Here is a 21,592-nt window from a genome sequence, read left to right as displayed (position 1 = left end):
GTCCCCTGCACAAGCCGCAAATCGTTCAGGGCGACCGGGGCTACAGTTCCGAGCCACATCGGCAGCGCTTGCGCGAACGTGGCATCACGCCCGTGCTCGCAAAAATTGGCTCGCCCCATGGCAGCGGACTCGGCAAAACGCGTTGGCAAGTCGAGCGCTCGATTGCCTGGCTTCACTCGTTTCGACGCCTGAAGATTCGCTATGAACGCTACGCCCATATCCACGAGGCTTTCCTCTCGTTAGCTTGCGCCTTGATTTGCTGGACGCGCCTCAAGCCTTGGTTTAACTAATTTCGCAACAGCTTCTTATTCGTGACGAGGCCACTCCCGCCCGGTTAAAGCCGGTATTTGTCACACGGATCAGGCGATCCTCTATTCCGCTGCGCTTGCCGTCCGGAGACGAACTCGAAGTTGCGCTCGACGAGGGGACTATCGACGCTGACTCGGGCTCGGTGCCGATCGCGGCTGTGGAACTGGAGCTGAGACACGGCCAGGCGGAGAGCCTGTACGGCGTCGCGCTTGAGTTGCTGGAAACCGTGCCGCTACGCATCGACCACGTCAGCAAGGCCGACCTCGGATATGAACTGCTCGTAGCGGAGCACAGTGACGCGGTCAAGGCCCGACCGGTGCATCTGAACCGGCGCGATTCTGTCGAGGATGCGTTCTGCACTGTCGTGCGCAACTGTCTCGATCAGGTCCACGCAAACGAGCGCGGCGTCGTGTCGGGCCACGATCCGTCGAGCGTGCATCAGATGCGCGTGGGACTCCGTCGCCTGCGCTCGGCCCTTGATCTGTTTGCGACGGGGATTCCGGCTTATCCCGGTCTCGACGGGGAACTGCGCTGGATCGCATCGGAGCTCGGCGCTGCGCGGGACTGGGAGGTGCTCGCCGGAGCGACGCTCGACCGTTCGGGGACAATCGGGAACGCGGACGAAATCCAGCCTGTCCGGCAGGCGTGCGAGCGGATCGCGGTCAACAACCGGCAACGCGCGGCTGCGGCAGTCGAGTCGGTTCGCTATACCCGGCTCGTTCTCCAGCTTGCAGTATGGTTGAACCGGAAGGGATGGCGAGGCGGGATGTCGGACGAACAGCGCAAGGGGATCGGTGGGGCCGCCGGGAAGTTCGCCGCGGAAGTCCTGCGTGATCGGCACAGGAAACTGATCAAACGTGGCAAGCGGCTCGCCGATCTCGACGATCACCGTCGCCACCGCGCCCGCATTGCCGCGAAGAAAGTTCGATATGCGACCGAGTTCTTCGCGTCGCTGTGCGCAAGGCGCGCCGTCCAGCATTATGTCGAAGCACTGACCGCGCTCCAGGATGATCTGGGCTGGCGTAACGATGCCGTTGTCGCCGACCAACTGTTAAAGCTGTTGCCGCAAACATCACCAGAAGCGGCCTCTGGCGCGGCCTTCGCGCGAGGTTATCTCGCGTCGCGCGTCGCTGCCGATCATCAGACACTGAAGAAGCGGTGGAAACGCTTCAGACGTCTGTCACCGCCGCACTAAGCAATCGTGTAGCACAAGATGCCTGCGGTTCAGCCAACTGCTTACCTTTCGAAGAACTTAGACGGACAGTCAAACACCGCTCCGTGTTTCGTAGTGGACGCTTTTAGTCGCGCGTTGCGAAACGGCGGCGCAATAACGCCATGCGACGGCGCAGCGGTCGTCGTTGTCACAAATCAGCGGCCGAAAGCGTTATTCGTCCACCGGTACCCGGCAACGCTTTCTGCTCTACAGTCCGCAAAAGCCGGCGCTTGCCAAGCTCGAAGGCGAGCATCAATTGTTTCGGGGTCTCGTTCGCAGCGCCCAGTTTTTCACAAACTGCTTCGGCAGGCAGCTCAAAGGCGCTGTATCCCCAACCAAAGCCGTAGGCCGAAAACCATAATGTGCAATTGGCGGAAAGGAGCGGTGCCGTAAGGTTCGTACGGGGCTGTTCCGTGGCTGTCATTTCCTACCGATAGAGAGGTTATGATTTTCGCATAGCGGACTTACAAAAGGTCGTTCTCCTGCGGCCTCGGTGGCGAGTCGGCCGCATGTGCCACTATCCACCAGGTTGACCAGCGCTTGATGCCCGTCCGTGCGGGCGGCGTCCTCAGCCAGGAAGGTTTTCTCACTGAAAGCAATGAGCTTGAATCCGCTCCCCCGCGCACGCGGGACGGTGATGCCCCAATGCCACGCCCGGCGCTCGATCGGCGATTACATCAATCTATATAACCAGAGACGACCTCATTCGAGCCTGGAAGACCGCACGCCGGATGAGGCATACTTCGCGACGCTGCCTGCGATTAAATTGGCAGCATGACCGCCCCGGACGTTCCACTTAAAAATCTCAGAAGACTGTCCGAACGAGTGAGGCCACCTCTGTTGGCGCATGAAAAACAGCCCCACCGCATTGGCAAATACCTCACCATGGCAACGGTGCGGAGAAAATCGCGAAATAAGCACGTCGGCGAGCCGCCGCTTCTGCCGCCTATCCACGGAATGATCGGCATCGTCGTTGACATCTCATCTGCTCAGCGCTCCATCCGCACATCCGGATCGTCGGGAAACAGTTCCCGCTGGATCTCGCTTCGCTCTGCGCCACGTAATCCGCGCTCGTGCAACGGTGCACGACGACGCTCGACTTCATTCGAGTGGGTGCGACCCATGCCGGGCCGATCGCACAGAATGGGCATCGTCTGAACGAAGTCCGTGACCACTGCTCCGAGGCCCCGGTCATCGGCACTCTGCGATCCAGCCATCGCATGAACCACGCCTTGCCATGCTTCGAGCGACCCAGCGTGGGCGTCCCACAAGGCGCGACGGGCCCGCTCACCCAGCTCCGATCGCCAGTAATCCGCTGTTTCGCCGCGCGCCGTCATATGCACAACAACCTGTTTCGGATAGCGCCGGGTCTCGCCCCGAGCGAATCGCCTCGTCGCATTGGCCTCCACACCGTGCTCGCGCAGCTGCCTTGCAAACCGCTCGCGCCAGCGTTGCAGGTCGCGCTTGCGCGGGTTGAGACGCTTCCCATCCGCTCCGCGTACCTGCACGCTCAGATGCACGTGCGGATGCGCCTCGTCATTGTGCGCAGCAAAAACATACCGTCTGCCGTCGCCGAATTCCGCAGCCGCAAACGCGCGCGCGGCGTTGCGCACCGCCTGCCGGTCCGTGCCCGGCGGCATCGAGAGCAGCACGTTGAACACCTCCCGCCTGCGGCTTTCTTCCGGGATACCCCAGCCACCGAGGTGCCACGCATCCGTCAGATCGTACAGTGCCTCGCGGCCGAGAATGGTCATCCCGTCCTGATCCTCGAGTTCGACCTTCCCGCTTCGCGAGATGTAGCGCAGATGACGACGCACCGCGCCCATGCCCTGCGCGCCTGACGCCCTGTTCGTTATCTTGACCATCACCTCGGGGGTACGCCTGAGGGTGCGGGCAAGCTGCTCGCGCATGCGTCGTACATCCCGTTGGAGCTCGCCACGTGACATGCTCGGCGCACGCACGTGCCGTAGCGGATCATGAAAAAGCCGGTCCCCCCAGTTCAGCAACATCTGGTCGACCCAGGTTTTCGGGAACGACATGCTAGCGGCTCCAGCGATCCAGGTTGGCGCGCAGCACCTGCGTGACTGCGCGCAGGTGCTGATCAATCACGGCACGCGTGTCTTCGAGCGCGTGCGCCGCGTCGTGCGCACCACCGCTTGCCTGCAACCGACCGAGCAACGTCACGATCATGGCCAGATGCTGGTTTGAGTCCGCAAGCAGTCGCAGCTCGCGCTCGCCCAGTTGCGGCTCATGCACAAGCTGCGCGCGGATCACCGCAACTATCCAGCGATTGACATTCATTCCACCAGTCAAAGCACGCCGTCTGGCCACTTCGAGTTCCTCCTGGGTGAGACGGATTTCGATGCGTTCGCGATGCCCGTCGCCCTGCAGGCGGCGATGTTCAGGGCCAGGCACCCCGTCTGGCGACTCGTCCTGGCTCAGTACACCGTGGACCAGGTGCCGGACGCCATCGGCCGCCGTTACACCGTGAAGGGCACACCATACCTCCCAGCGTGATTTCGCTCGCCCGAGATCGACACACAGTCGCGCACGCGTGGCCATGCCTGTGCTCCTACAGGGACGGCGGCGCGGGTTCGGACGGTCCACGTTCGACCTCCCGGGTCGGGACGCGCTCCGCAGCCGTGCGGGTGCGGCGACTGCGCGTAGAGGGCGCCTCGGGATCAAACACGCGGGGGCGCGGAACGGTGACGCCCTCAGACTCGAACGCGGTCAGCAGCCGCTGCGCACGTTGCTGCACGCGCGCAATCGATCGCTCGCTGAAACCCTGCTGTCGCATCGCGGCGGTCAGCACCGCCATCTGAACAGCACGTTCCTCGGGCGACGTGACGGAAGGTTCACGCCGCCGTGCGGCCTGCGCCTGCTCCGGCGTCGGCGGCAGTGCGGTTTCACTTCTTCCGGCTTCGCCCTGTCTCTCCGTCGCCCCGGGCCGCGACTGCGTCCTCTCCTGCCCAACCACATCGACCTGCCACGTATTGCGATAGACCTCCTTTTCCTCTTCGCCGATCACATTTCCCATCGCATCGACAACCGGGACCATCACTGTCACGAGCCGCCGGCCAAGGTTTTCGAGCATGACCTGCTGTCCGGCAAGCGCGCCGGACTCCGCCACGGCCCGTTCCAGGTCCACGCCCCACAGCACGTGGTCCGCACCACCTGTATCGCGATAGACGACGTAATACGAGTCGCTGCGTGCAGGATTGTGCTGATAGGGCGCACCGCCGTGCTCGACCAGTTCGCCCATATAGCGCTGCTGCTCCGCCCCCTCGGACTCGGCAACGCGCGGCCCCGTTTCGGAGGTGGGAGCGGTTCGGGACGGCTCCACAGGCGCGGGCGGAGCCGGCGCACGAGCCTCTGGCTGTCTGGGAGCATCGCGCCTTGCTGGTTGCGCCGCCTGTGATTCCGTGGGGCCAGGCGCCGCATCGGGCGCTTCCGGTCGATTCGCAGGAACTGGCGCGGCCGGAGGCGTTTGCGTCACGTCGATGCGATTCGTCATCCGGTCACGACGGGCTTCGGTCAGACGCGCCACGTCGACTGCCTTCGGCTCGTATCCGCTCACCTCGATGCCGATCAGCGTGGCCTGAACCCACACCTCGCGCCGGAACTGCTCGTGACCCGATACACGGATACGCCCCCATGCCTTCGCATGGGCCATGTCCACCATCGACTCGACCACATCGGGGCGGTTGTGCTCCGTCACGAGGTAAGGACCGATATCCTCGAACGCGAGCCGATGCGGCGCGTCTTTGAGGAAATACTGGTTACCCGCCCGCAGGTAGCGCTTTCGCACCCTCTCCGGCGGATTGCCAAGCGGCGCCCATCGCATGGTGGATGTGTCGCTGCTACGATGGAGCACCTCCTGCTGCGGTGCCCGTTGCTGTTCTGCGGCCTGCGACGGCGCGTCCGCCTGGATGGCCTGATCGCGCAGCCGCGCCCGCGCTGCATCGAACTCGCGGCGCCGGCGTGCGGCCAGTGCGTCGGCCGCAGTCTGATCGACGCGCTGCGCGCCCGCGCCCTGCGGATCCGGGATAGGCGGCGCGTCCGGCTCAATCACGTTGATGACCGGTTCGTCTGCACGCGGGCCTGAAGAAGTTGCGGTTTCGTCCATCATGGATCTCCCTCTGATCGCTGCGCTGGCGGGCAGAGCGTCGCACGCTCAGCGTTGCTGCCCCAGTCCCTGTTCCTGTTCGCGACCGGCGCGCTCCTTCGACTGCGCGAGCACCGCTGCCCGCGCCTCCCTCATCCGGGTCCACGACGTGGCCTGCAACTGATCAAGCGTCGCGTCGAGCTCGTTGCCGAAACCCACCTCGCGGGCGGACTTCTTCAGCGAGGCCACCGTGCGCTCGAGCAGGTCGCGCGCACGGTCCCACGGATACACTCTCGCCCGTGCGCCGTCGTAACCGACCTGCACCTCCGCCCCATTGAGGCGCTGGTTCTCATCCATCCACCGCAGGCGGTCCGAGACGAACTCCATGTCCGACTTCGCATGGAACACAACGCTACGCGTGGACACCTCCTGGATCAGGTAGTGCTCGGTGTTGAACACCTCGCCGCGGTACGGGCCACCGTTCTCGCGGGGCGTCGCCATGCGGGTCTGCGCGCCGAAACGGTGCTGTGCGAGTGCCCTGATCTCGCCCGGTACCTCGTCGAGTCCGTACAGTGGTTCGCCTACCTGACGGCGCGCCGGCGCGGGAGCAGGCTTCGGCGCATCGCCTTCCCGCCGGTCCGGTTCCGGCTGCTGCGACTGTGCCTGCGCAGTTGTCGGTTCCGGTGCAGGTACCGTGCTTTCCTGCTGCGTCGGTTCCGGCGCGTCCTGATGGCCGGTCCGACGACGCGAAGTACGGCGCCGACCCGACACCTCTCCATCACCCACGAGTTTCTCTTTCACATTGCCCATTGCATGGTCCTCCTTCAGTGCATGCTCTTGCTTCGGTGCATCGTCCGATCCCTGTGCAACCACGGCCTGTCCGTCGGCTTCTCCACCCGCTACATCTCGCTCCGGTGCTCCGTACAGCGACTCCCGTAAAAGCTCACCAACGACACCCGGCCCGGACAGCACCGCCATGTCATCGAAATCAGTCGGCACGTCACCGGCAATCCGTGCCTGCGGCGCGAAGCGTGGCTCGGCCAGCAGCGATGACGTGCCGAGCGCGGCCTGCCTCGCCTGCTCATATCCGGCACCGAGATCGGCGAGCACGAGCATCTCCGCTTCCGGGTACCGGCCGCGCCACATCGCCGCCACCGGCCGAAGGTTGCCGCTCGACAGTGCCGCGGCGCTGAACCAGCCGGTCGCCTGCCACACTGCCAGTGCCGTTGCGACGCCCTCGGCAATCAGGATCGGTGTCACAGCACCGTCGCAGAACTGGCCCGGTTCCACCACCCAGTAGCCGCCCGACTTCGCACCGCCCGCGAGAGCCGACTTGCGTCCTTCGGCATCGATCAGTTCCAGTGTCGAAAGGGTCTCGCCGATGCGGACCGGCACCACCAGCACGCGCCCCGTGAGCGGCTCCTCGTCACTACGCGGCGCGTACCCAAGCAGCGCGTGCAGTTCTTCCGCCTCCAGCTCACGCAGCGTCGGGACTGCCCTCACCTGCTTGCGTTCGAGATACGGGTGTCCGGGGCCCACCGGCCGCGCCCACTTCCAGATTGCCAGCGCCTCCCGCGCGACCGCAGCCTGTCGCGCGCGCACACGAGCCTCGCCCCTGCCGTCCTGCCCCGCCCGGTCCACCGACGGACGGGGCGGCGACATGCGCGACCTGTCTGCGGGATCCATCGCCGCGCGCGAGCCCCTGACATCGAAACCGTGCTGCTGCGCGAGCCAAAAGAGAGACGCGAGCGTCTTGCCGCCTGACTCGCCGGCCGAGCGCCAGGTCACGCGCGCCGCACGCTCGCTGTAGTTGTGGGCGGTGCGGCTCCACTCGTCCCAGATGTCGAAGCCGGCCTCGCCAAAACCCTGCTTGAGCGCGAACGCCATATCGACCCACGTCGCATAGTCCTCGGCAGGGATCACGGCCAGCGCCGCGCGGGCACGTTCCTCCTCGCCCAGATATCGCGTATTCATCTGCGTTCTCCATGGAGCGGCACAACGTTCGGGCCGTCTGCCGTGCGCGATGCGGCTCGCCCACGTTGCGTACGCGGTGCGCCGGAGGAGCGCCTCGCCTTGCGCCCCGGCACGCCTTCCGCGGGGCGCAGCTCCGCGACATCAAGATCAGACGCCGACAGCCGCCGCGCTGCCACGTCCACGCGCGCGGCCGGCACACCCAGCAGCATGAAGTGCCGCTCGACGTAGGCGGCCGCCTCTTCGTCGCTCACGTCATTGAGATGCCGTGGCAGATCGCGTGGATCCCAAGCCTGCAGCACCTCCAGATACTCCGGAGGAATGTGCATCACGCCGGCTTCGTCCACCTCGCCCGGTTGCACATCCCTCACCCGCCGCTCGACCTGGGCGATGAAACGCACGATGTCTATCGCTGGTATGACTGGTGCCGTGCGCAGGCGCGAGGTGAAGACCGGATCCCGCCAGTAGCAGATCCGCTCGGCCAGGATCGGCTTCGTGTTTTCGAGCAGGATGATTTCCTTATCGCGTCCGAGTTCCTTTAACTCCTGCGGCAACAGCAGCGGCCGGCGCTGCTCGGAAAAACTCTCGCTGGACCCACCGCGGCCGCCGAAGATTGCGTTTGACCGGCTCACACTGCGCGAACGGTCTGTGAAAGTGCCGAGCATCTCCGAGTATTCGTTCGCGTCCTTCTGCTCACGCGGCGCGTAGATGATCTGCATCGCGTGGTTCGTGACGAACGTCCTCGCGTCCGCGCGGCCATAGACCGATTCGAGCTGCGAGACCGACTGCACGATCGAGAGCAACCGCAGGTTGTAGCCCGCCATGTAGGCGACCGCACGGGCGATGATGTGGATCTTGCCGACGGCGGTGAATTCATCCATCAGCAGCAGGCACTGGACCTTCAGCTCCGGATTGTCCTGGGGCAGTTGCCTCGTATTCAGGTTGACGAGTTGGGAGAACACGAGGTTGACAAGGAGCGCCGCCTCGGTCAGGTGATCTGGCGTGATGCCCATATAGACCGACATGCGGCGCCTGCGCACATCGCGCAGGTCAAAGTCATTGCTGCTTGTTGCGGCATCGACAATCGGATTGGCAAAGATCGTCAGCGGCGCATTAAAGGTCGCGAGGATGCTCGCGAGCACCTTGTCGTCGTTGGCAAGAAAGCGGTTGAGCGCATCGACGCACGCACCACTGAGCAGCCGTCGGTGCAACACCAGCGCCTGCTGCAGGTAAGCCTTAACCGGCATGCCGTTGCCCGACGACTGCCGCAGCACCTCGCCCATCGTCACCGGGTAGTTGGGCCCATCGGTGTTGCCTGCACGGCGCGCATCGCGCCACTCGCACAGCAGCAGAACGACGCCGAGGAAAAGGTTGCGAGCCTGGTCCTTCCAGAAGTCATCGTGACCGCCGACCGGATACAGCGCGTAGCCGATCGCCAGGATGTCGCCAACGCGGAATACGCCATCCGAAATCGCCGACAGTGGGTTATACCGGTGCGTGCGACGGTCCTCCGCAAACGGGTTGAAAAGGTACACGTCGTGCCCGTGCGCACGACGGAAGCCCGCGGTAAGGTTGAAGTTCTCCTGCTTGATGTCGAGCACGACCACCGAATCCGGGTAGCTGAGCAGATTGGGCACCACGATGCCCACGCCCTTGCCAGAACGGGCCGGCGCGGCGAGCAGCACGAACTGCTGGCCCGTGAACCGCAGATAGCGGCCACGCCAGACACCCACGACCAGCGGCGGGCCGCTATTGCAGATACCGGGGTTCGCCGCCGTGCTCATAGCAGCCCAGCCCGGCGGATGTCCGCTTCGTTTGCGAACCGCGCGCTGCCGTAGAGACGCCGGTGGCACGAGCGATCCAGCAGCGTGTAAACGCCAAGGGCGGGCGCACCAAAAGCCAGCAGCATGCCGAACAACGCGGCACCGGCAACCCGCCTCCCGTGCTCTGGCAGACGTCCGTCGTACCAGGCCAGTACGGCATCCGGCCAGGCATGCAAGCCCGCGTGAAGCGGATTAACATGCAGGCTCGCAACAAACAGGAACGAAGCCAGCCACAGCGCGAGCGTCAGTCCTGCAGCAGCGATGCCCGCGATCTCAAGCGTGACCAGCGCCATGAAGGCGTGGTACCGGATGCGCCTGCCCGACTGAAGTCCCGCTCCGGTTCTCTTTCCGCTGTCCATGACCTGTTCCCCTTTTCACCGGAAGTGCGCCTGATGACGGCGCAGCGGATCGAACCAGACTTCCGTCATGGACCAGCGCCGGCCGGTCTGCGCTCCGGACTCGTCGAAGAGCGCGGTGGCTTCCATGTGCGCTACGACGTCGATCGTCATGAAGAGCAGCCGGCGCAGTGCCGCGTCGTCCCAAGTGGCGGCCTCGGGATGCTCCTTCGCCATCAGCGCGAACCGCTCGATGGCAATCGATGCGCTCGACGCGTGATAGCTCGTGATCGAACCGGAGTGCCCTGTCGTCAGCAGCTTCAGGAAGTCGTACGCTTCGCTGCCCCGCAATTCGGCGAGCAGCACACGGTCAGGGCGCATGCGCATCGAGCTTGCGATCAGATCCGCAGGCGTCACCCGCGCCTGGCCGTGCCCTCCCTTGCTGTAGTTCAGGTGCACGCAGTTCTCGACGTGCCGGATGAAGAGCTCGCGCACATCCTCGATCGTCACGATGCGTTCGGTGGCCGGAATGTACCGGCACAGCGTCTTCATGAAACTCGTCTTTCCCGAACCGGTGCTGCCCACGATCACGAGATTCAGCCGGCCGCGCACCGCCAGCTCGAAGAACGCCGGGAACTCGCGCGCCTGGAGGCACCTGACGTGTTCACGATCTTGGGAGCACAGTGCCGGCATCGCCTCATCAAGTCCCGCCGGACAGTGCCACGTAGTCTTCGCGAACAGGCCCTCAGTTTCGTAGGCGTCGAGCGTCTTCTCGCGCGAAGACGGACGGCGGATCGTTACCGACACAGTCCGCGGAGGCACCACCGGCGGGATCACGATCTGGGCTCGCGCATCACCGGGCAGCAGCGCGGAGAGCACCGGATGCAGCGCCGAGACCTCCTGGTTCGTGAGCGTGGCGATCGCCACCGCGAATGACATCAGGCGCTCGAAGTCGAGGTCCGCACAGTCATGAGCCTGCCATCCGAGATGGGTTTCGGTCAGCACACGCTGCGGCCGGTTGATCACCAGCTCCGTGAGAGCCGGGTCTTCGAGCAGTGCCGCGAGCGGGCGCATCAGCTCGCGCACCGACGCATCCTCTGCCAGCCTCGGCAGCGGGGCGTCGGCCAGTACCGGCGCTTCGCTCAGGATCTGGGCCGGCGCGTTCATCGCGTACCCCCTGGTTCCAGCGCGTAGACCGGACTGAAGTCCAGATCCCGGGCGACGATAATCGTGAACTCGGCCCCCTGGTTCTGCGTCAGTGTGGGCGGGATGTTGATCGTGCTGTCGAGCACGCGCGAGGCCATGTCATTGCCCTGCTGCTGCGTGTTCTCGAACACGACCGAGCCGTTGCTGTTGCCGCCACGCGTCGCGAGATAGCCAATCGCATCCTGCGTCATGCCGAGCAGCATGGCCGCGCCGATACGCTCGCCCCAGTGGTTGTTCACGTAGCCGCTCACGCCGATGCGACCCAACGCGTCCGCCGCAGGAGAATCGATCTCAACCGTGACCCCTTCGGGCGTCCTGATACGCGCCGACAGGATGAACACCCGCTTCTGTCCGGGCGCCAGGTTCGAGCGGTACTCGCTGTTGATCTGCGAGCCGCGCTCAATCAGCACAACATGGCCGTCATCCGAATAGACGTTCTTCGTCACCGTGCAGGTCGAGATACCCGCCTGGGTCGAATCAAATGCCGTATCACCGGCGCAGTCGATCTTGGCGCCTTCCGCGAGGATCAGGCTGCGATTACCGAGAAAGCCCGCGCGTACTTTGGGCGTCACCGTCGGCGTCAATGCCGGGGCGAGCGGACTGCTGCCCTGCGACAGGCCGCCGGCCGCGGGCATCACGTGTGGCTGCGTGCCGCCCGAGGCGCCGGGTGCTGACGCAGCCGAATCGGCCTCGCCGTTGGCCAGGCCACTGGATCCGCTCGAGAGCAGTGGCGCGTCGTAGTAGCTGCGCGCGGGTGCGGAACGTACCGGTGACTGGCGCGGTGCCACGGCAGCGGGTGCCGACGCACCCGTGCCCACTGCCCCCGGCCCACTCGCCACTGCGGCAGCCGCTGACCCCGGTGCGCTGCCTTCCGCGAATACCCGCCCCTGGGCCGGCTGGTCCTGGACGGCATCCCGCCTCGCCTTCTCCGCCGCATCGTGCCGCGCGAGGAAGCCGTGGATCGTCCAGACCGCTCCGCCCATCACGAGGACGGCAACAAGTAGTGGCGCGAGCCACCAGGCACGGGGGCGACCGCCCTGCTGTCCAAGCTCCGGCATGCCGCGATCGGCCGGCTGTGCGCCAAGGTCACCGTTTATGGTACCGGTGACCTTGGCCGGGTCACTCCCGGGCATAACTCCGGGCGCAATCACATTGCGCGGCGTTTCCTCATTCATGGCCGTCGCTCCGCAGGACACGCTTCACACCGCTCACCGTCGTGCCGTCCACCGGTGGCACCCCGTCCACATCGAACGCGTCGTTCCACAGACCGACGACCTCGTCGCCCAGACGCAGCACGAAACGCCGTGCCACCTCGTGCACGACGATCACGTCGTCCTCCATGTGCCGGTCAACGACGCTCTCGCTGTCGTCGTCTGCCACCCGGAAGATCGCCGGGATGCGGCGGTTGTCCGGAATGCGGATGTAGGTGAAGCGCCCGTCGTCCCACGCCGCGGTCGGCGCGATATCTTCCGAGTGCGGCATCACCTGCATCGAGTAAGCGGTGTTACGCACCACCGGCGACTGGGCGAGGCGCTCGCGCACGAGCGCCGCATCGTCTGCAGCCTTCGTCTTCGCAGCCTCAGCGTCGGGATACACGAACGTGATGCGGTACATCTCCTCGTCGTTGCCGAAACGGGCCCTGAGCGGCAGCACAACCAGGTCGAAGCTGTAGCTGTGCCGGTCCGTGCGGATTTCGAGATTCGTGTCGTGCGCAGCAAGCTGTGGCTTGAGGTAGACATCGTGGTCGCCACGGTTTGCGACTACCTGCCACCCATCCCGGTCGCCTGGGGCCACAACGAGAATGCGCTCGGCCGGATTGAGCGCGATGTGCGTGGCGAACCCACGTTGCGCGATGACCCGCACCACCTCGCCCTGCCGGTACACGACCTGTCGCACGCGCGAGTCGCCAGACCAGCCGGGCACGTCGTAGGCGCGGGCACCGGGAGAGCCCGCACCCAGCACTGCCGCCAGCGCGACGGTTCCCATCAACGTGCTCGCTCTCATCGCGCACCTCCCGGAGCGGGTGACAATGTCGGCGACGATGCCGGTGCCGACACCGCAGGCGTGTATTCGGGATCGCGGCTGTACGCCGTCACCCTGAACCCGAAGGGGTTCTCGATCGCCGTGCGTTCGCGCGTGAAGACGGATGGCCGGTAAGTGAAGGCGAGCGTGATAACGAAGCGCTGCGGCGGCTCCGCGTTATCGATGCCGTTCTTCCACGTCGTGCGCTCGATATGCACGACAGCACGGCCCGGTTCGTCCGGCACGAGCGTCGTCGAGAGAATGCGGATGCGCCGCTGCGTGTTCGCCCCGAGCTGGCGGTCCAGTGCATCGGGACCGCTGTAGATCGCCCGGTAATCCCGCGCGACACGGTCGTCGCTCATGTCGAGCACCCGGTCGTAATCCATCTGCAGGAGACCCCAGTCGTAGCGCTCGCGCGAGCGCACGTACACCTCCACCCAGTGCTTGTCCTCGATGTCGCGCGTATGCATCTGCTTCGCGTCAAGCACATCGATCACCTGCGCCTCACCGGTCAGACGGTCGACTTCGATCGGCAGCGGCACGACCCGGTAGAACGGAACCATCACGGCCAGTACGACCGCGCACAGGATCGCGATCACCACGGAGGCCGACGCCACGTGCCATGCCCGATGCTCCGAGCGCTCCTGCAGATGCGTGACCGACACTTCGAAATCGAGTGCCCGGCGATAATCACCTGATTCACGGGAGTCACGCTCACTGGAGTCACGCTCATTGCTCATGGCCATCTCCATCGGACAGGGAAGCCGGTGCCACGCGGTTCACCGGCACACGGTGCAAGCCATCAGGCAGGACAGGTTTGGGTGGATTTCCTGAACATCCATTAATCAGCATAACTAACTGGATTGCAAAGACTGCAACGACGGACCGGATCATGTCAGCCTCCTTGGTTTCCGAACTCAGTTACCAAAGCTGGCAGGCACCATCTGGTCCTGCAGCCGTGCGGTATTGCCGGCGCGCTTGAGCACAAGCTCCTGCTGCTGCTCGGCGATCAGCCGGTCTTCGGAATCGGCCAGCATCCGGAAGAGCTGCAGCTTCGCCATCTCGTTACCGACCGCCGTGCTCTCGATCTGGATGCGCGCCTGCAGTTCCCCGATGCCCTTCTGATCCTGCGTCACGTCAATCTGCTGCATCAGGCCCTGGATCTGGTCGAGCTCCTGCAACTCCGTCTGGTACGCCTGGATGCCGAAGGCCTTGTCCTGGAACGGCTTGTTCAGCGCGCGCTGGCAGACCTGCTGGTCGATGCCGCTCTGATCCTCGCAGTTGTAGATCTCGCTCGCCGAGCGCAGCGTCTGTGCGCTGCCCGTCAGACCCGCATATCCGCCGCTCCGGATCGCCGTGTAGATGGACTGCCAGTTCGACGGCAGCGAATTCGACAGGACCGGATTGCTCATCAGTTCGCCAAACCCGCGCGTGCCGCTGAGCGACTGGTATAGCTGGAGTTCCTGCTGCACTTCCTGCTTCAGTTGCCCAACGGTCGCGATGGCCTGAACCACGTTCTGCGCATCGAAGACCGGGATGCCCTGTGCATGGGCCGAGGGCATCGTCAGCACGACCACAGCCGCCGCGACAGGGGCAATACCGATATGGATAGGTAACCTGATCATGACTATGACCCTCCTGCGTTATCCTGGTCGCCGAGGTGCTCGCGGGCTACGCGCTGGTAGGCGGGGATCTGACCGGCACTGCCTCCCGCATTCGCGCTACCGGCTTCCCCGCTGCCGCTGGAAATCCGCCCCCCAGCCCGACGCGGGCCGTGTCCGAGACTCACGAGCGAGCCGAGACCTCTCACGGCATCACGCGACGCAAATCCGGCAACAAACGCACCGAACCCCGACAGCGTGGCGCCGCCGGCAAGCCCCGAGGCGACAGCCGGCAGCTGCCAGCCGATGGTTGCCAGCAGCAGGGACGTGATGAACAGGCCGAATGCCGCACCCCAGGGTGCTATAGCGGTAAGCGCTGCCTGACCTGCTGCAGCGAGCACCGAAGCGTTAGTGTCGGGCGACGAAGTCGTGACGTTGAACGGCGCGAGATTGGCGGAGAACGCCGTGAGTGCCATGCCAAGAAATGCTGCGATCAGGATCTGCAGCAGCGCATAGTTGGCAATCTTTGCGGTCCACGCCTCGAAGAATCGTGCGGTGGGGCCGAATGCCCCGCAGGCGATGAACAGGGGGCCAAGACCGAGCACCAGATCCAGCAGCATCCTTGCCATCGTGACCTCGAAGGCCAGAACCATCAGGAAAATGGCTCCGCCCAGCCCCACGATGAACCCGCCAACCAGATCACCGATGCCTGCGACGATGCCACTGACACTGAAACCTTCGTGCGTCGCCTTGTCGAAGTAGGCATCCATCACGATGTCGATCTGACGGTCATAGCAGTCGAGCGTCTGGTAGATGGCGGACGCGCTCGTGCCGGTCACGCTGCTGCCACTCACCGTTCCACAGCCAGGGTTGCCTGCACTGGCATTGGCCGCCGCGGTCTGGACCGTCCGGGCGAGGCCCGTCGTCGCCCCTTCGACTGCTGTGACGACCTGTGACTGATAGATGCCCGCGCCGAGCGCAAAGGCGAGCATGATGGCGACCTTCAGGCCACGCCACGCGAATGCAGGTACCGACTCATGAGCCTCGCCGCGCACCACGGCGAACCCGTACGCGATGATCCAGATCGTCAGGGCCGTTGTGACCACGGGCACCAGCGCGCTGGAGAGGGCCGAGGACACGCTCGTGACATACGTCGACATGCCGTTCTCGAGCGTGCCGCCGACTGAAGTGAAAAGGCCGCTCAACGTGCACCTCTTGCCGACAGACGCCCGGCCGGCGCGTTCAGGGCGGCCCCGATCGCACGGCGCTTCGCCAGCCGCTCATGAAACACGGGAAGCCACGCGAGAGGATCGTCGCCGACCTCTGCACGGATCCCGTCGAGCAGTTCGACGTTGTCCGTCGTTCCCGACAGGACGTCGAGCACGTCGCCGAGCCCGGCCAGATCCAGCCTGCCGATGGCCGAACGGTGGCCCTGCTTCACAAGGAACAGGCGACTGTTCTCGCCAAGAGACCGCACGACATTGAATTCGGCCTCGGTCAGCTTGAAGCCATGCACGTAGTCGTCGTAGTCGGCACGCGGGTTCGGCAGGAAGAAGAACGTCGCGGTCTGCTCAACCAGCGCCCGCGCGATGTCGCTGCCCAGCACATCGGCCGGGGACTGCGTATCAAAGATGCCCAGACCGTTCTGCTTGCGGATCGTCTTCTGCTTGTCCTTTGCGAAATCCGTGAAGACCGGATCGCCCAGGCGCTTCCAGAATTCGGTCATCACATAGACGAAGCGCCGCCCGTCGATCAGGCTTTCGGTCAGCTGCAGCAGATACATCGTGACCGGCGTCGACACCTCCGGATCGTCGAGCAGTTCCGTATCATCGAAGCCGAACAGCTGGTTGTGGCTGAAATCCAGCAGGTTCGACGGGTTGTCCAGCACCCAGCCGAGCCGCCCTCCTGCGCACCATTTCGTGAGCCGCGCGTGCAGGCTGTTTTCGCCCACGGCGGGCAGCAGTTGCCGCACCGTCGACAGGCGCCGCAGCCGCCGTTCCATCCGTGCGACCTCGCGCACGGCACGCGAAATGTCGAGTTCATCCTTCGCCGACAGCAGCGTGCCGGTGTGGACCAGCCGGCGCACCAGCCGCTCCCAGAAGTCCAGCACCGCTTCGTCCGGATCGAGCTGGAACGGATTGAGTCCCGTCGGCACGCCCCGCCGGAACACCGTGTAGCGGCCACCCATCGCCCGGATCGCGATCTCGGTGCCCCGGTCCTTGTCATAGACGACGCCGGTGAAGCCATACTTCATCGCCATCGCAAGGAGGAACAACTCCAGCACCGTTTTGCCGGCACCCGCCTGGCCGATGATCTGCGTGTTGGCGAGCGCCTTCTCGTCAGCGGACTCCTTCTTCTCCGCGGTCGCGTGGAAATTCAGGTATAGCGGCTGGCCACTCGGCGTCTTGACGATCGTGATCGCCTCGCCCCACGGATTACCGTCGCGCTTGCCCGTCGCGAAGTTGTGCAGGCTCGCGAGCCCGCAGAAGTTACGCGAGGTGAGCTTCGCCTCGCGGGGCCGGTAGCGCCAGTTACCAGGCAGCTGCGCGAACCACGCGGCGTCCGCCACCAGATCGACCAGTGCCGTCTGGAAGCCGACATCCGCGAGCTGTGTGCGCGCCTTCGCCACGTGCCGCGCGACCTCGTCGGGCCGGTCACCGAGCACCGCGAGCGAATAGTGATACTCACCGAGGACGAAATCGCCGTTGATCAGGTCATCGAGCGCCAGATCCATTGCATTGACCTGCGACACCGCCACATCCTCGCCTGCGATCAGCTGGTTGCGCTGACGTTCCAGCGCCTCCTTCGCTGTGGGACGGTCAAGAATCGTGAAGCTCTGGGTCTCGATATACTCGAAGTCGCCATAGAGCAGACCGTCGAGCATCCCCGGCTCGGTTTCCTCGGGATAGTCCTTCAGGTCAAGTAGCGCCGCATAGCGCGTCGCCCCCGGCATGCGGATCTCGACCTTCTCGGTGCGGAAGAACAGCCGCGACGTCGGCAGCGCCTCCGCTATCCGGCCGGCCGGCACCGGTACCGGCTCCCATGCGGCGTTGACGAGATAGCCCAGGAACTCCAGTGCCGATGAGAAACGCACGGGCCGCTGCGTGTAACGGATCGACTTCCGATAGACGCCAAGCGCCACCGGATCCCAGGACTTCAGGCCGGATTCGACCTGCGCGGCAAGCTCCGCCATCACTTTCAGGGCCTCATGCTGGTCCCGCCGGATGTCATCCGGCGTGCGGTGTGCCGCCTGACTGAATAGACGCCCCAGGCGCGTGCGGTGCGGCCGGTACACGAGCGTCAGGTACAGCTCGTTGGCCATCATCCGGTAGCCAGCAAAGCTCGCGTAGTACCGTGTAGCGAGCTCCTGGCAGAACGGGTTGCCGTATGGTGTGGCGAAATGGTCGCTCACGCGCCGGCGGATCCGGTGCGACCACAGGCCGACGTGACCACCCGGCAGGCTGCGCACGAGCTGGTTGAAACCTTCGTGACGCACGAGGATGTCACCCGGATCCGCCGCCTCGAAGGCGATGCCGGCGATCTTCCAGACACGCAGGTAGTCCCCCTCGCGCGTGCGGATTACCTGGTCGGTAACATGCGACGAGAATGGCACGAAGTCCGCGAGCACAACCTCACGCTCGGCCACGTCGACAAGTTGCGGCTGTGCGCCCATGTCAGCCCCTCCTCCTGGCGCGGAATGGCACGTAGGCGTGCGCGCCCCAGAAGCGGCGGTTGCGCTGGCGAGACACCATGCGAATGCACAACGCGAACTGCGCCAGGCGCTGGTCGTCGTGGCGCGTGACCGAGCGCATCGTGACGAAGACGGGAATGAGGAGCAGCACGATGCCGACACCCGCCGGCGGACTCGCGAGCAGCGCCCAGATCGCGGGAATCAGGATGCTGCCGCCCACCATCAGGAACGGCACGAGCGGCACTCCCCAGAGCATCGCGGGTCGCGTGCAGCCCTTGAAGACGGGATCCCTGAGTGGATTCATGCGTGGATTCATGTGCGCCTCCGCATCAGCTTGTCGGGATCAGCATCGCCGCGATCACCGTGGCGCAGCCCACGAACAGGCCGCCGATGAACACGTTGGCGATGTCGCCAAAGCGTGCGTGCTGGAACATCATCTTGAAGCCCGCCCAGATGATCGAGATCGAGCACACCACCGCGCCCACGCTAAGGAGCGTGGTCTGGATCGTCGTGAGCAGCGTGTTGACCTGCGAGAGCTGCGCGTATGCCGGCGTCACCGTCAGCATCGCCACTGGCACAATCGCGAGACTGCGCCAGGCATGTCGCGCCGATCCGTGCGAGGTAAACCGCGACAAAATTTTTCCGAATTTGATATGCTGTCCTGATTTCATGGATTACTCCTGTCACGCATGTTGTCTCTGCTTTCTCAGAACACCACAGCGCTTTCCTGCGTCATGTCGTCTGCCTGACCGGCCTTCTGGTCCGTCCTGCCGTCCCCGGGGGACCCGAAGCCAGCGCGACTACGGGATGGGTCGGATCGCGCGGCCGTCGGTCGGGAGGGAATGACGGGAATGGGCGAAACGTCGGTGGTAATGGCCGGAACCACCGGATCCGGCCGCGCAACCTGGGCGACGACCCGCTGCACATAGCCCGTCCGGAATCCGCTGGAAAAGTCGCCGCTCGCGTAGCACGAGAGCCCCGCGCGCAATGCGTTCTGCGCTTCCGGATGCCTGAGCCGCGCGCGCTCGAAGCAGCCCTGGAGGATGGCCGCGCTGGCGGCGAGATTGCGGCAAGGATCGAAAACGGCCTGCGGCGTCAACCCGAGCCGGACCCAGTTCGCGCGGTTCACCTGTGCGAGTCCTGCGCTGTAATTCCACCCGCCAGCCTCCAGTGCGCGTGTGGTCTCAACGGCCTCATCGAGGTTCGCGGGCTGCCGCTGGAGGCGACCGCGTACCACGCCGATTGCGTACGGGTTGAAGCCTGACTCGACCCGCACGATGGCTGCCATCGTGGCGGGCGCCACGGCCGGCGCGCACTGCTGTGTCAGGGCAAGAAATGCGGCGAGCGGAATCATTCGCCACCTCCCTGTCCGCCCGAGCTCCCGGACGCCCGCTCGAGAAAGAGGCGCGCCGACTGCGTCGGCTCATACGGAACCGCCGTACTGCCAGCCCCATAGAACTCCGTGATCGTGCGGTCTGCACCTCCCGCATCCCACCAGACCCGCGTGTACAGTGCGCCGTCGATCTCGACGTTGATCGCGCCACGCGCATTGCACAGCAGCTCGCTCTGCTCGGAGCCACCCCAGTACAGCAGATCCTCGCGGCAGTAACCGGCACTCGCAAAGATGTTCACCGCCGACGTTCCCCGTGAGCCGCCTGCTCCGAAGTCGCAGGTCGGAAAAGGATCGCCGTGGCGTAAGGCCACCCACAGTTTCTCGACTGGCGGGACGCACTCACCGTACTGTTCAGGCCCACCGGGATTGGACAGGCACAGGATCACCTGGCAGTCCCAGTCGCCGGCACGGGCGGTGCCAGGCACCAGAATTGATACACCGATAATTGCAGCGATGACGGCTGACCAGCGGCGCAACGCCCGCAGCAGCGCGTGACCGGGGACCGCAATATCGAATGGGATGGCAGCCTCATGCATCGCACACCTCCGCATCGCGAAGGCCGTGCACCGCATCGTTCCCGATTACATCAAGCCGCCGTGTGAGCACATTCAGACAAGCGGTCACCGTCCGCGACGCTTCGGCTACCCCGACGTCCTGCGCGGCAGCCTGGCCGTACGGCACCAGGGGGGGTTCAATGCGCCCGACGGACCGCAGACGAGGCAGCCAGGCGTATCCGTGGGGAAAGGCCCGGTCCACGATCAGCCACTCACGCAACGTCGCTTCCATCATCTTCACCCAAGCCTCTTCCATCGGCGAAGGGACATCGACCACCGGCAGAAGCCCGGCAAAGCGCAATGCCGGATTCAGCCGCGCGCGGACATTGCGTATTCCGTATGTGCCGTTGATGACCGCGGACGCGCATTCAACACATTCCGGTGACATCGCGAGAGGGCTCAGCACCGCATCCGCCAGCGCCTCAGCACAGACAGCGCGCAGGTCCGGCAGGATGGGCGCATCGATCAGGCACACGTTGAACCGCGGCGCCACGACAGACAGCAGATGACGAAGGTTCGCATAATAGCGGGTGCGTGCGGGATCATCGCGCGAGCGCAGACCGTCGATGGCGTCGGCGCTGAGGACGCGAACGCACCCACCCGTTATCCGGTTGGTGCACTCAGGCAGATCCGGCGCACGGTTGCCGGAGCCTGTCGTGTTATGTCCGCGGCTGGCGAGCATCTGTGCGCAGCGCGGCGGCTCAGCAAGGTCCAGCACGAGCACGCGCCTGTGGTTGATGCGATGCAGGTGACGGGCAAGCAGGCAGGTCAGCAGCGTCCTGCCCGAATTACCCTTTGCCGAAATGATCAGAAGCGATTTCATGGTTCATCGTCCTCAGCCGCACCCGAGGTCGATGAACCTGCGAAAAAAAAGAACCCGCGGCGCCAAGGAGGCTGACCGTGGGCTCAACGGGGGATCATTGCATCAGCGCCAGAAAGCAGAAAAGCCTGCAGATGCAGGCTTTTTGCGAATGCGTCTCGGCACACCACGTCGTCGCACAGACATCGAACTGCGGGGCCGCTAACGCGTACTCGGTCGTGCGTGGCACGTTGACCGGATCAGATTGTTGGCTTCAATCTAGTGTTCCGTTCCGCTGATTCGCGAACAAAGTCTGTGTAGCTTTTCGAGGATGGAATCAGCGGATGCGGTCCACATGAATGGTTTGCAGTTTTCGTTGTAGTGGGAAACGAACTGATCGATACGCGTGATCAGTTGTTTGACCGAACCAAACGAGCCCCTGCGGATGGCCTTGTCGGTGATCAGCGCAAAGAAGCGTTCGACCTGGTTAAGCCACGAACTGTAGGTAGGAATGAAATGCATGTGCCAGCGGGGCTTTGCTGCGAGCCACGCCTTGACCTTGGGATGCTT

General features: G+C 64.6%; 24 protein-coding genes. 3 read left to right on the top strand and 21 right to left on the bottom strand.

The features are described 5' to 3' along the window. Positions 1-290 (top strand): transposase (locus BUE39_RS32065; RefSeq protein WP_143169535.1); only part of this gene is annotated, 290 nt, incomplete at its 5' end. Positions 291-385: 95 nt separating this feature from the next. Further along, on the top strand, positions 386-1,504 hold the full coding sequence (locus BUE39_RS32060; protein WP_235005011.1) for a CYTH and CHAD domain-containing protein: 1,119 nt from the start codon (positions 386-388) through the stop codon (positions 1,502-1,504). A gap of 166 nt (positions 1,505-1,670) precedes the next feature. On the opposite strand, the gene BUE39_RS32055 is transcribed toward BUE39_RS32060, so the two are convergent. Then, entirely contained in the window at positions 1,671-1,946 is a 276-nt protein-coding gene (locus tag BUE39_RS32055) for a hypothetical protein (protein WP_073432635.1), read from the bottom strand. Positions 1,947-2,120: 174 nt separating this feature from the next. On the opposite strand from BUE39_RS32055, the gene BUE39_RS32050 reads away from it, so the two are divergent. Next, positions 2,121-2,300: an integrase core domain-containing protein gene (locus tag BUE39_RS32050; RefSeq protein WP_073432633.1), complete on the top strand. Its 180-nt coding sequence runs from the start codon at positions 2,121-2,123 to the stop codon at positions 2,298-2,300. 211 nt (positions 2,301-2,511) lie between these two features. Here BUE39_RS32050 and BUE39_RS32045 read toward each other — a convergent pair whose 3' ends face one another. The 20 genes from BUE39_RS32045 to BUE39_RS31955 form a co-directional block, all read right to left on the bottom strand. Continuing rightward, positions 2,512-3,561 (bottom strand): relaxase/mobilization nuclease domain-containing protein, encoded by a 1,050-nt coding sequence (locus BUE39_RS32045; RefSeq protein ID WP_073432631.1) that lies wholly within the window; start codon positions 3,559-3,561, stop codon positions 2,512-2,514. A gap of 1 nt (position 3,562) precedes the next feature. After that, positions 3,563-4,084, bottom strand: a complete 522-nt coding sequence (locus BUE39_RS32040; RefSeq protein WP_073432629.1) for a plasmid stabilization protein — start codon at positions 4,082-4,084, stop codon at positions 3,563-3,565. Between the two features lie 10 nt (positions 4,085-4,094). After that, complete coding sequence (locus BUE39_RS32035) at positions 4,095-5,651, bottom strand: LPD7 domain-containing protein (protein ID WP_073432627.1); 1,557 nt, start codon at positions 5,649-5,651, stop codon at positions 4,095-4,097. Positions 5,652-5,696: 45 nt separating this feature from the next. Beyond that, positions 5,697-7,601: a PriCT-2 domain-containing protein gene (locus tag BUE39_RS32030; protein WP_073432626.1), complete on the bottom strand. Its 1,905-nt coding sequence runs from the start codon at positions 7,599-7,601 to the stop codon at positions 5,697-5,699. After that, positions 7,598-9,382 carry a type IV secretory system conjugative DNA transfer family protein gene (locus BUE39_RS32025; RefSeq protein ID WP_073432624.1) on the bottom strand — a complete coding sequence of 595 codons (1,785 nt, stop codon included), beginning with the start codon at positions 9,380-9,382 and terminating at the stop codon, positions 7,598-7,600. Before BUE39_RS32025 ends, BUE39_RS32030 begins: the two co-directional genes overlap by 4 nt. Beyond that, positions 9,379-9,780, bottom strand: a complete 402-nt coding sequence (locus BUE39_RS32020; RefSeq protein ID WP_073432622.1) for a hypothetical protein — start codon at positions 9,778-9,780, stop codon at positions 9,379-9,381. The genes BUE39_RS32025 and BUE39_RS32020 overlap by 4 nt, the downstream gene beginning before the upstream one ends. Before the next feature lie 15 nt (positions 9,781-9,795). Continuing rightward, on the bottom strand, positions 9,796-10,923 hold the full coding sequence (virB11, locus tag BUE39_RS32015) for a P-type DNA transfer ATPase VirB11 (RefSeq protein WP_073432620.1): 1,128 nt from the start codon (positions 10,921-10,923) through the stop codon (positions 9,796-9,798). Beyond that, positions 10,920-12,137: a type IV secretion system protein VirB10 gene (gene virB10, locus BUE39_RS32010; protein ID WP_073432618.1), complete on the bottom strand. Its 1,218-nt coding sequence runs from the start codon at positions 12,135-12,137 to the stop codon at positions 10,920-10,922. Before virB10 ends, virB11 begins: the two co-directional genes overlap by 4 nt. Continuing rightward, positions 12,130-12,948 carry a TrbG/VirB9 family P-type conjugative transfer protein gene (locus BUE39_RS32005; protein WP_073432615.1) on the bottom strand — a complete coding sequence of 273 codons (819 nt, stop codon included), beginning with the start codon at positions 12,946-12,948 and terminating at the stop codon, positions 12,130-12,132. Before BUE39_RS32005 ends, virB10 begins: the two co-directional genes overlap by 8 nt. A 14-nt stretch (positions 12,949-12,962) precedes the next feature. Next, the gene (locus BUE39_RS32000) at positions 12,963-13,724 is read right to left on the bottom strand and encodes a VirB8 family type IV secretion system protein (RefSeq protein ID WP_073432614.1); all 762 of its coding nucleotides are present in this window, start codon (positions 13,722-13,724) and stop codon (positions 12,963-12,965) included. Further along, positions 13,714-13,878 (bottom strand): hypothetical protein, encoded by a 165-nt coding sequence (locus tag BUE39_RS35295; protein ID WP_167363322.1) that lies wholly within the window; start codon positions 13,876-13,878, stop codon positions 13,714-13,716. Before BUE39_RS35295 ends, BUE39_RS32000 begins: the two co-directional genes overlap by 11 nt. 23 nt (positions 13,879-13,901) lie before the next feature. After that, positions 13,902-14,609, bottom strand: a complete 708-nt coding sequence (virB5, locus tag BUE39_RS31995) for a P-type DNA transfer protein VirB5 (protein WP_090518883.1) — start codon at positions 14,607-14,609, stop codon at positions 13,902-13,904. Between the two features lie 2 nt (positions 14,610-14,611). Beyond that, positions 14,612-15,790 carry a TrbL/VirB6 family protein gene (locus BUE39_RS31990; protein WP_073432613.1) on the bottom strand — a complete coding sequence of 393 codons (1,179 nt, stop codon included), beginning with the start codon at positions 15,788-15,790 and terminating at the stop codon, positions 14,612-14,614. Then, positions 15,787-18,258: a VirB4 family type IV secretion/conjugal transfer ATPase gene (locus tag BUE39_RS31985; RefSeq protein WP_073432612.1), complete on the bottom strand. Its 2,472-nt coding sequence runs from the start codon at positions 18,256-18,258 to the stop codon at positions 15,787-15,789. Before BUE39_RS31985 ends, BUE39_RS31990 begins: the two co-directional genes overlap by 4 nt. 1 nt (position 18,259) lies before the next feature. After that, positions 18,260-18,580, bottom strand: coding sequence for a VirB3 family type IV secretion system protein (locus BUE39_RS31980; protein WP_073432611.1), 321 nt, complete (start codon positions 18,578-18,580; stop codon positions 18,260-18,262). Positions 18,581-18,605: 25 nt separating this feature from the next. Further along, entirely contained in the window at positions 18,606-18,947 is a 342-nt protein-coding gene (locus tag BUE39_RS31975; RefSeq protein ID WP_084561530.1) for a TrbC/VirB2 family protein, read from the bottom strand. Between the two features lie 35 nt (positions 18,948-18,982). Next, positions 18,983-19,630: a lytic transglycosylase domain-containing protein gene (locus tag BUE39_RS31970; RefSeq protein WP_073432610.1), complete on the bottom strand. Its 648-nt coding sequence runs from the start codon at positions 19,628-19,630 to the stop codon at positions 18,983-18,985. Beyond that, positions 19,627-20,205 carry a hypothetical protein gene (locus BUE39_RS31965; RefSeq protein WP_073432609.1) on the bottom strand — a complete coding sequence of 193 codons (579 nt, stop codon included), beginning with the start codon at positions 20,203-20,205 and terminating at the stop codon, positions 19,627-19,629. The genes BUE39_RS31970 and BUE39_RS31965 overlap by 4 nt, the downstream gene beginning before the upstream one ends. Continuing rightward, a complete protein-coding gene (locus BUE39_RS31960) occupies positions 20,198-21,046 on the bottom strand; it encodes a ParA family protein (RefSeq protein ID WP_073432608.1) in 849 nt (282 codons plus the stop codon). The genes BUE39_RS31965 and BUE39_RS31960 overlap by 8 nt, the downstream gene beginning before the upstream one ends. Positions 21,047-21,301: 255 nt before the next feature. Continuing rightward, a partial coding sequence (locus tag BUE39_RS31955) for a transposase (RefSeq protein WP_200799533.1) occupies positions 21,302-21,592 on the bottom strand: 291 nt, incomplete at its 5' end.

The organism is Paraburkholderia terricola (assembly GCF_900142195.1).
Lineage (GTDB): Bacteria > Pseudomonadota > Gammaproteobacteria > Burkholderiales > Burkholderiaceae > Paraburkholderia > Paraburkholderia terricola.
The sequence above is the reverse complement of the archived record's forward strand: the minus strand, read 5'-3'. Positions and strand labels throughout refer to the sequence as shown.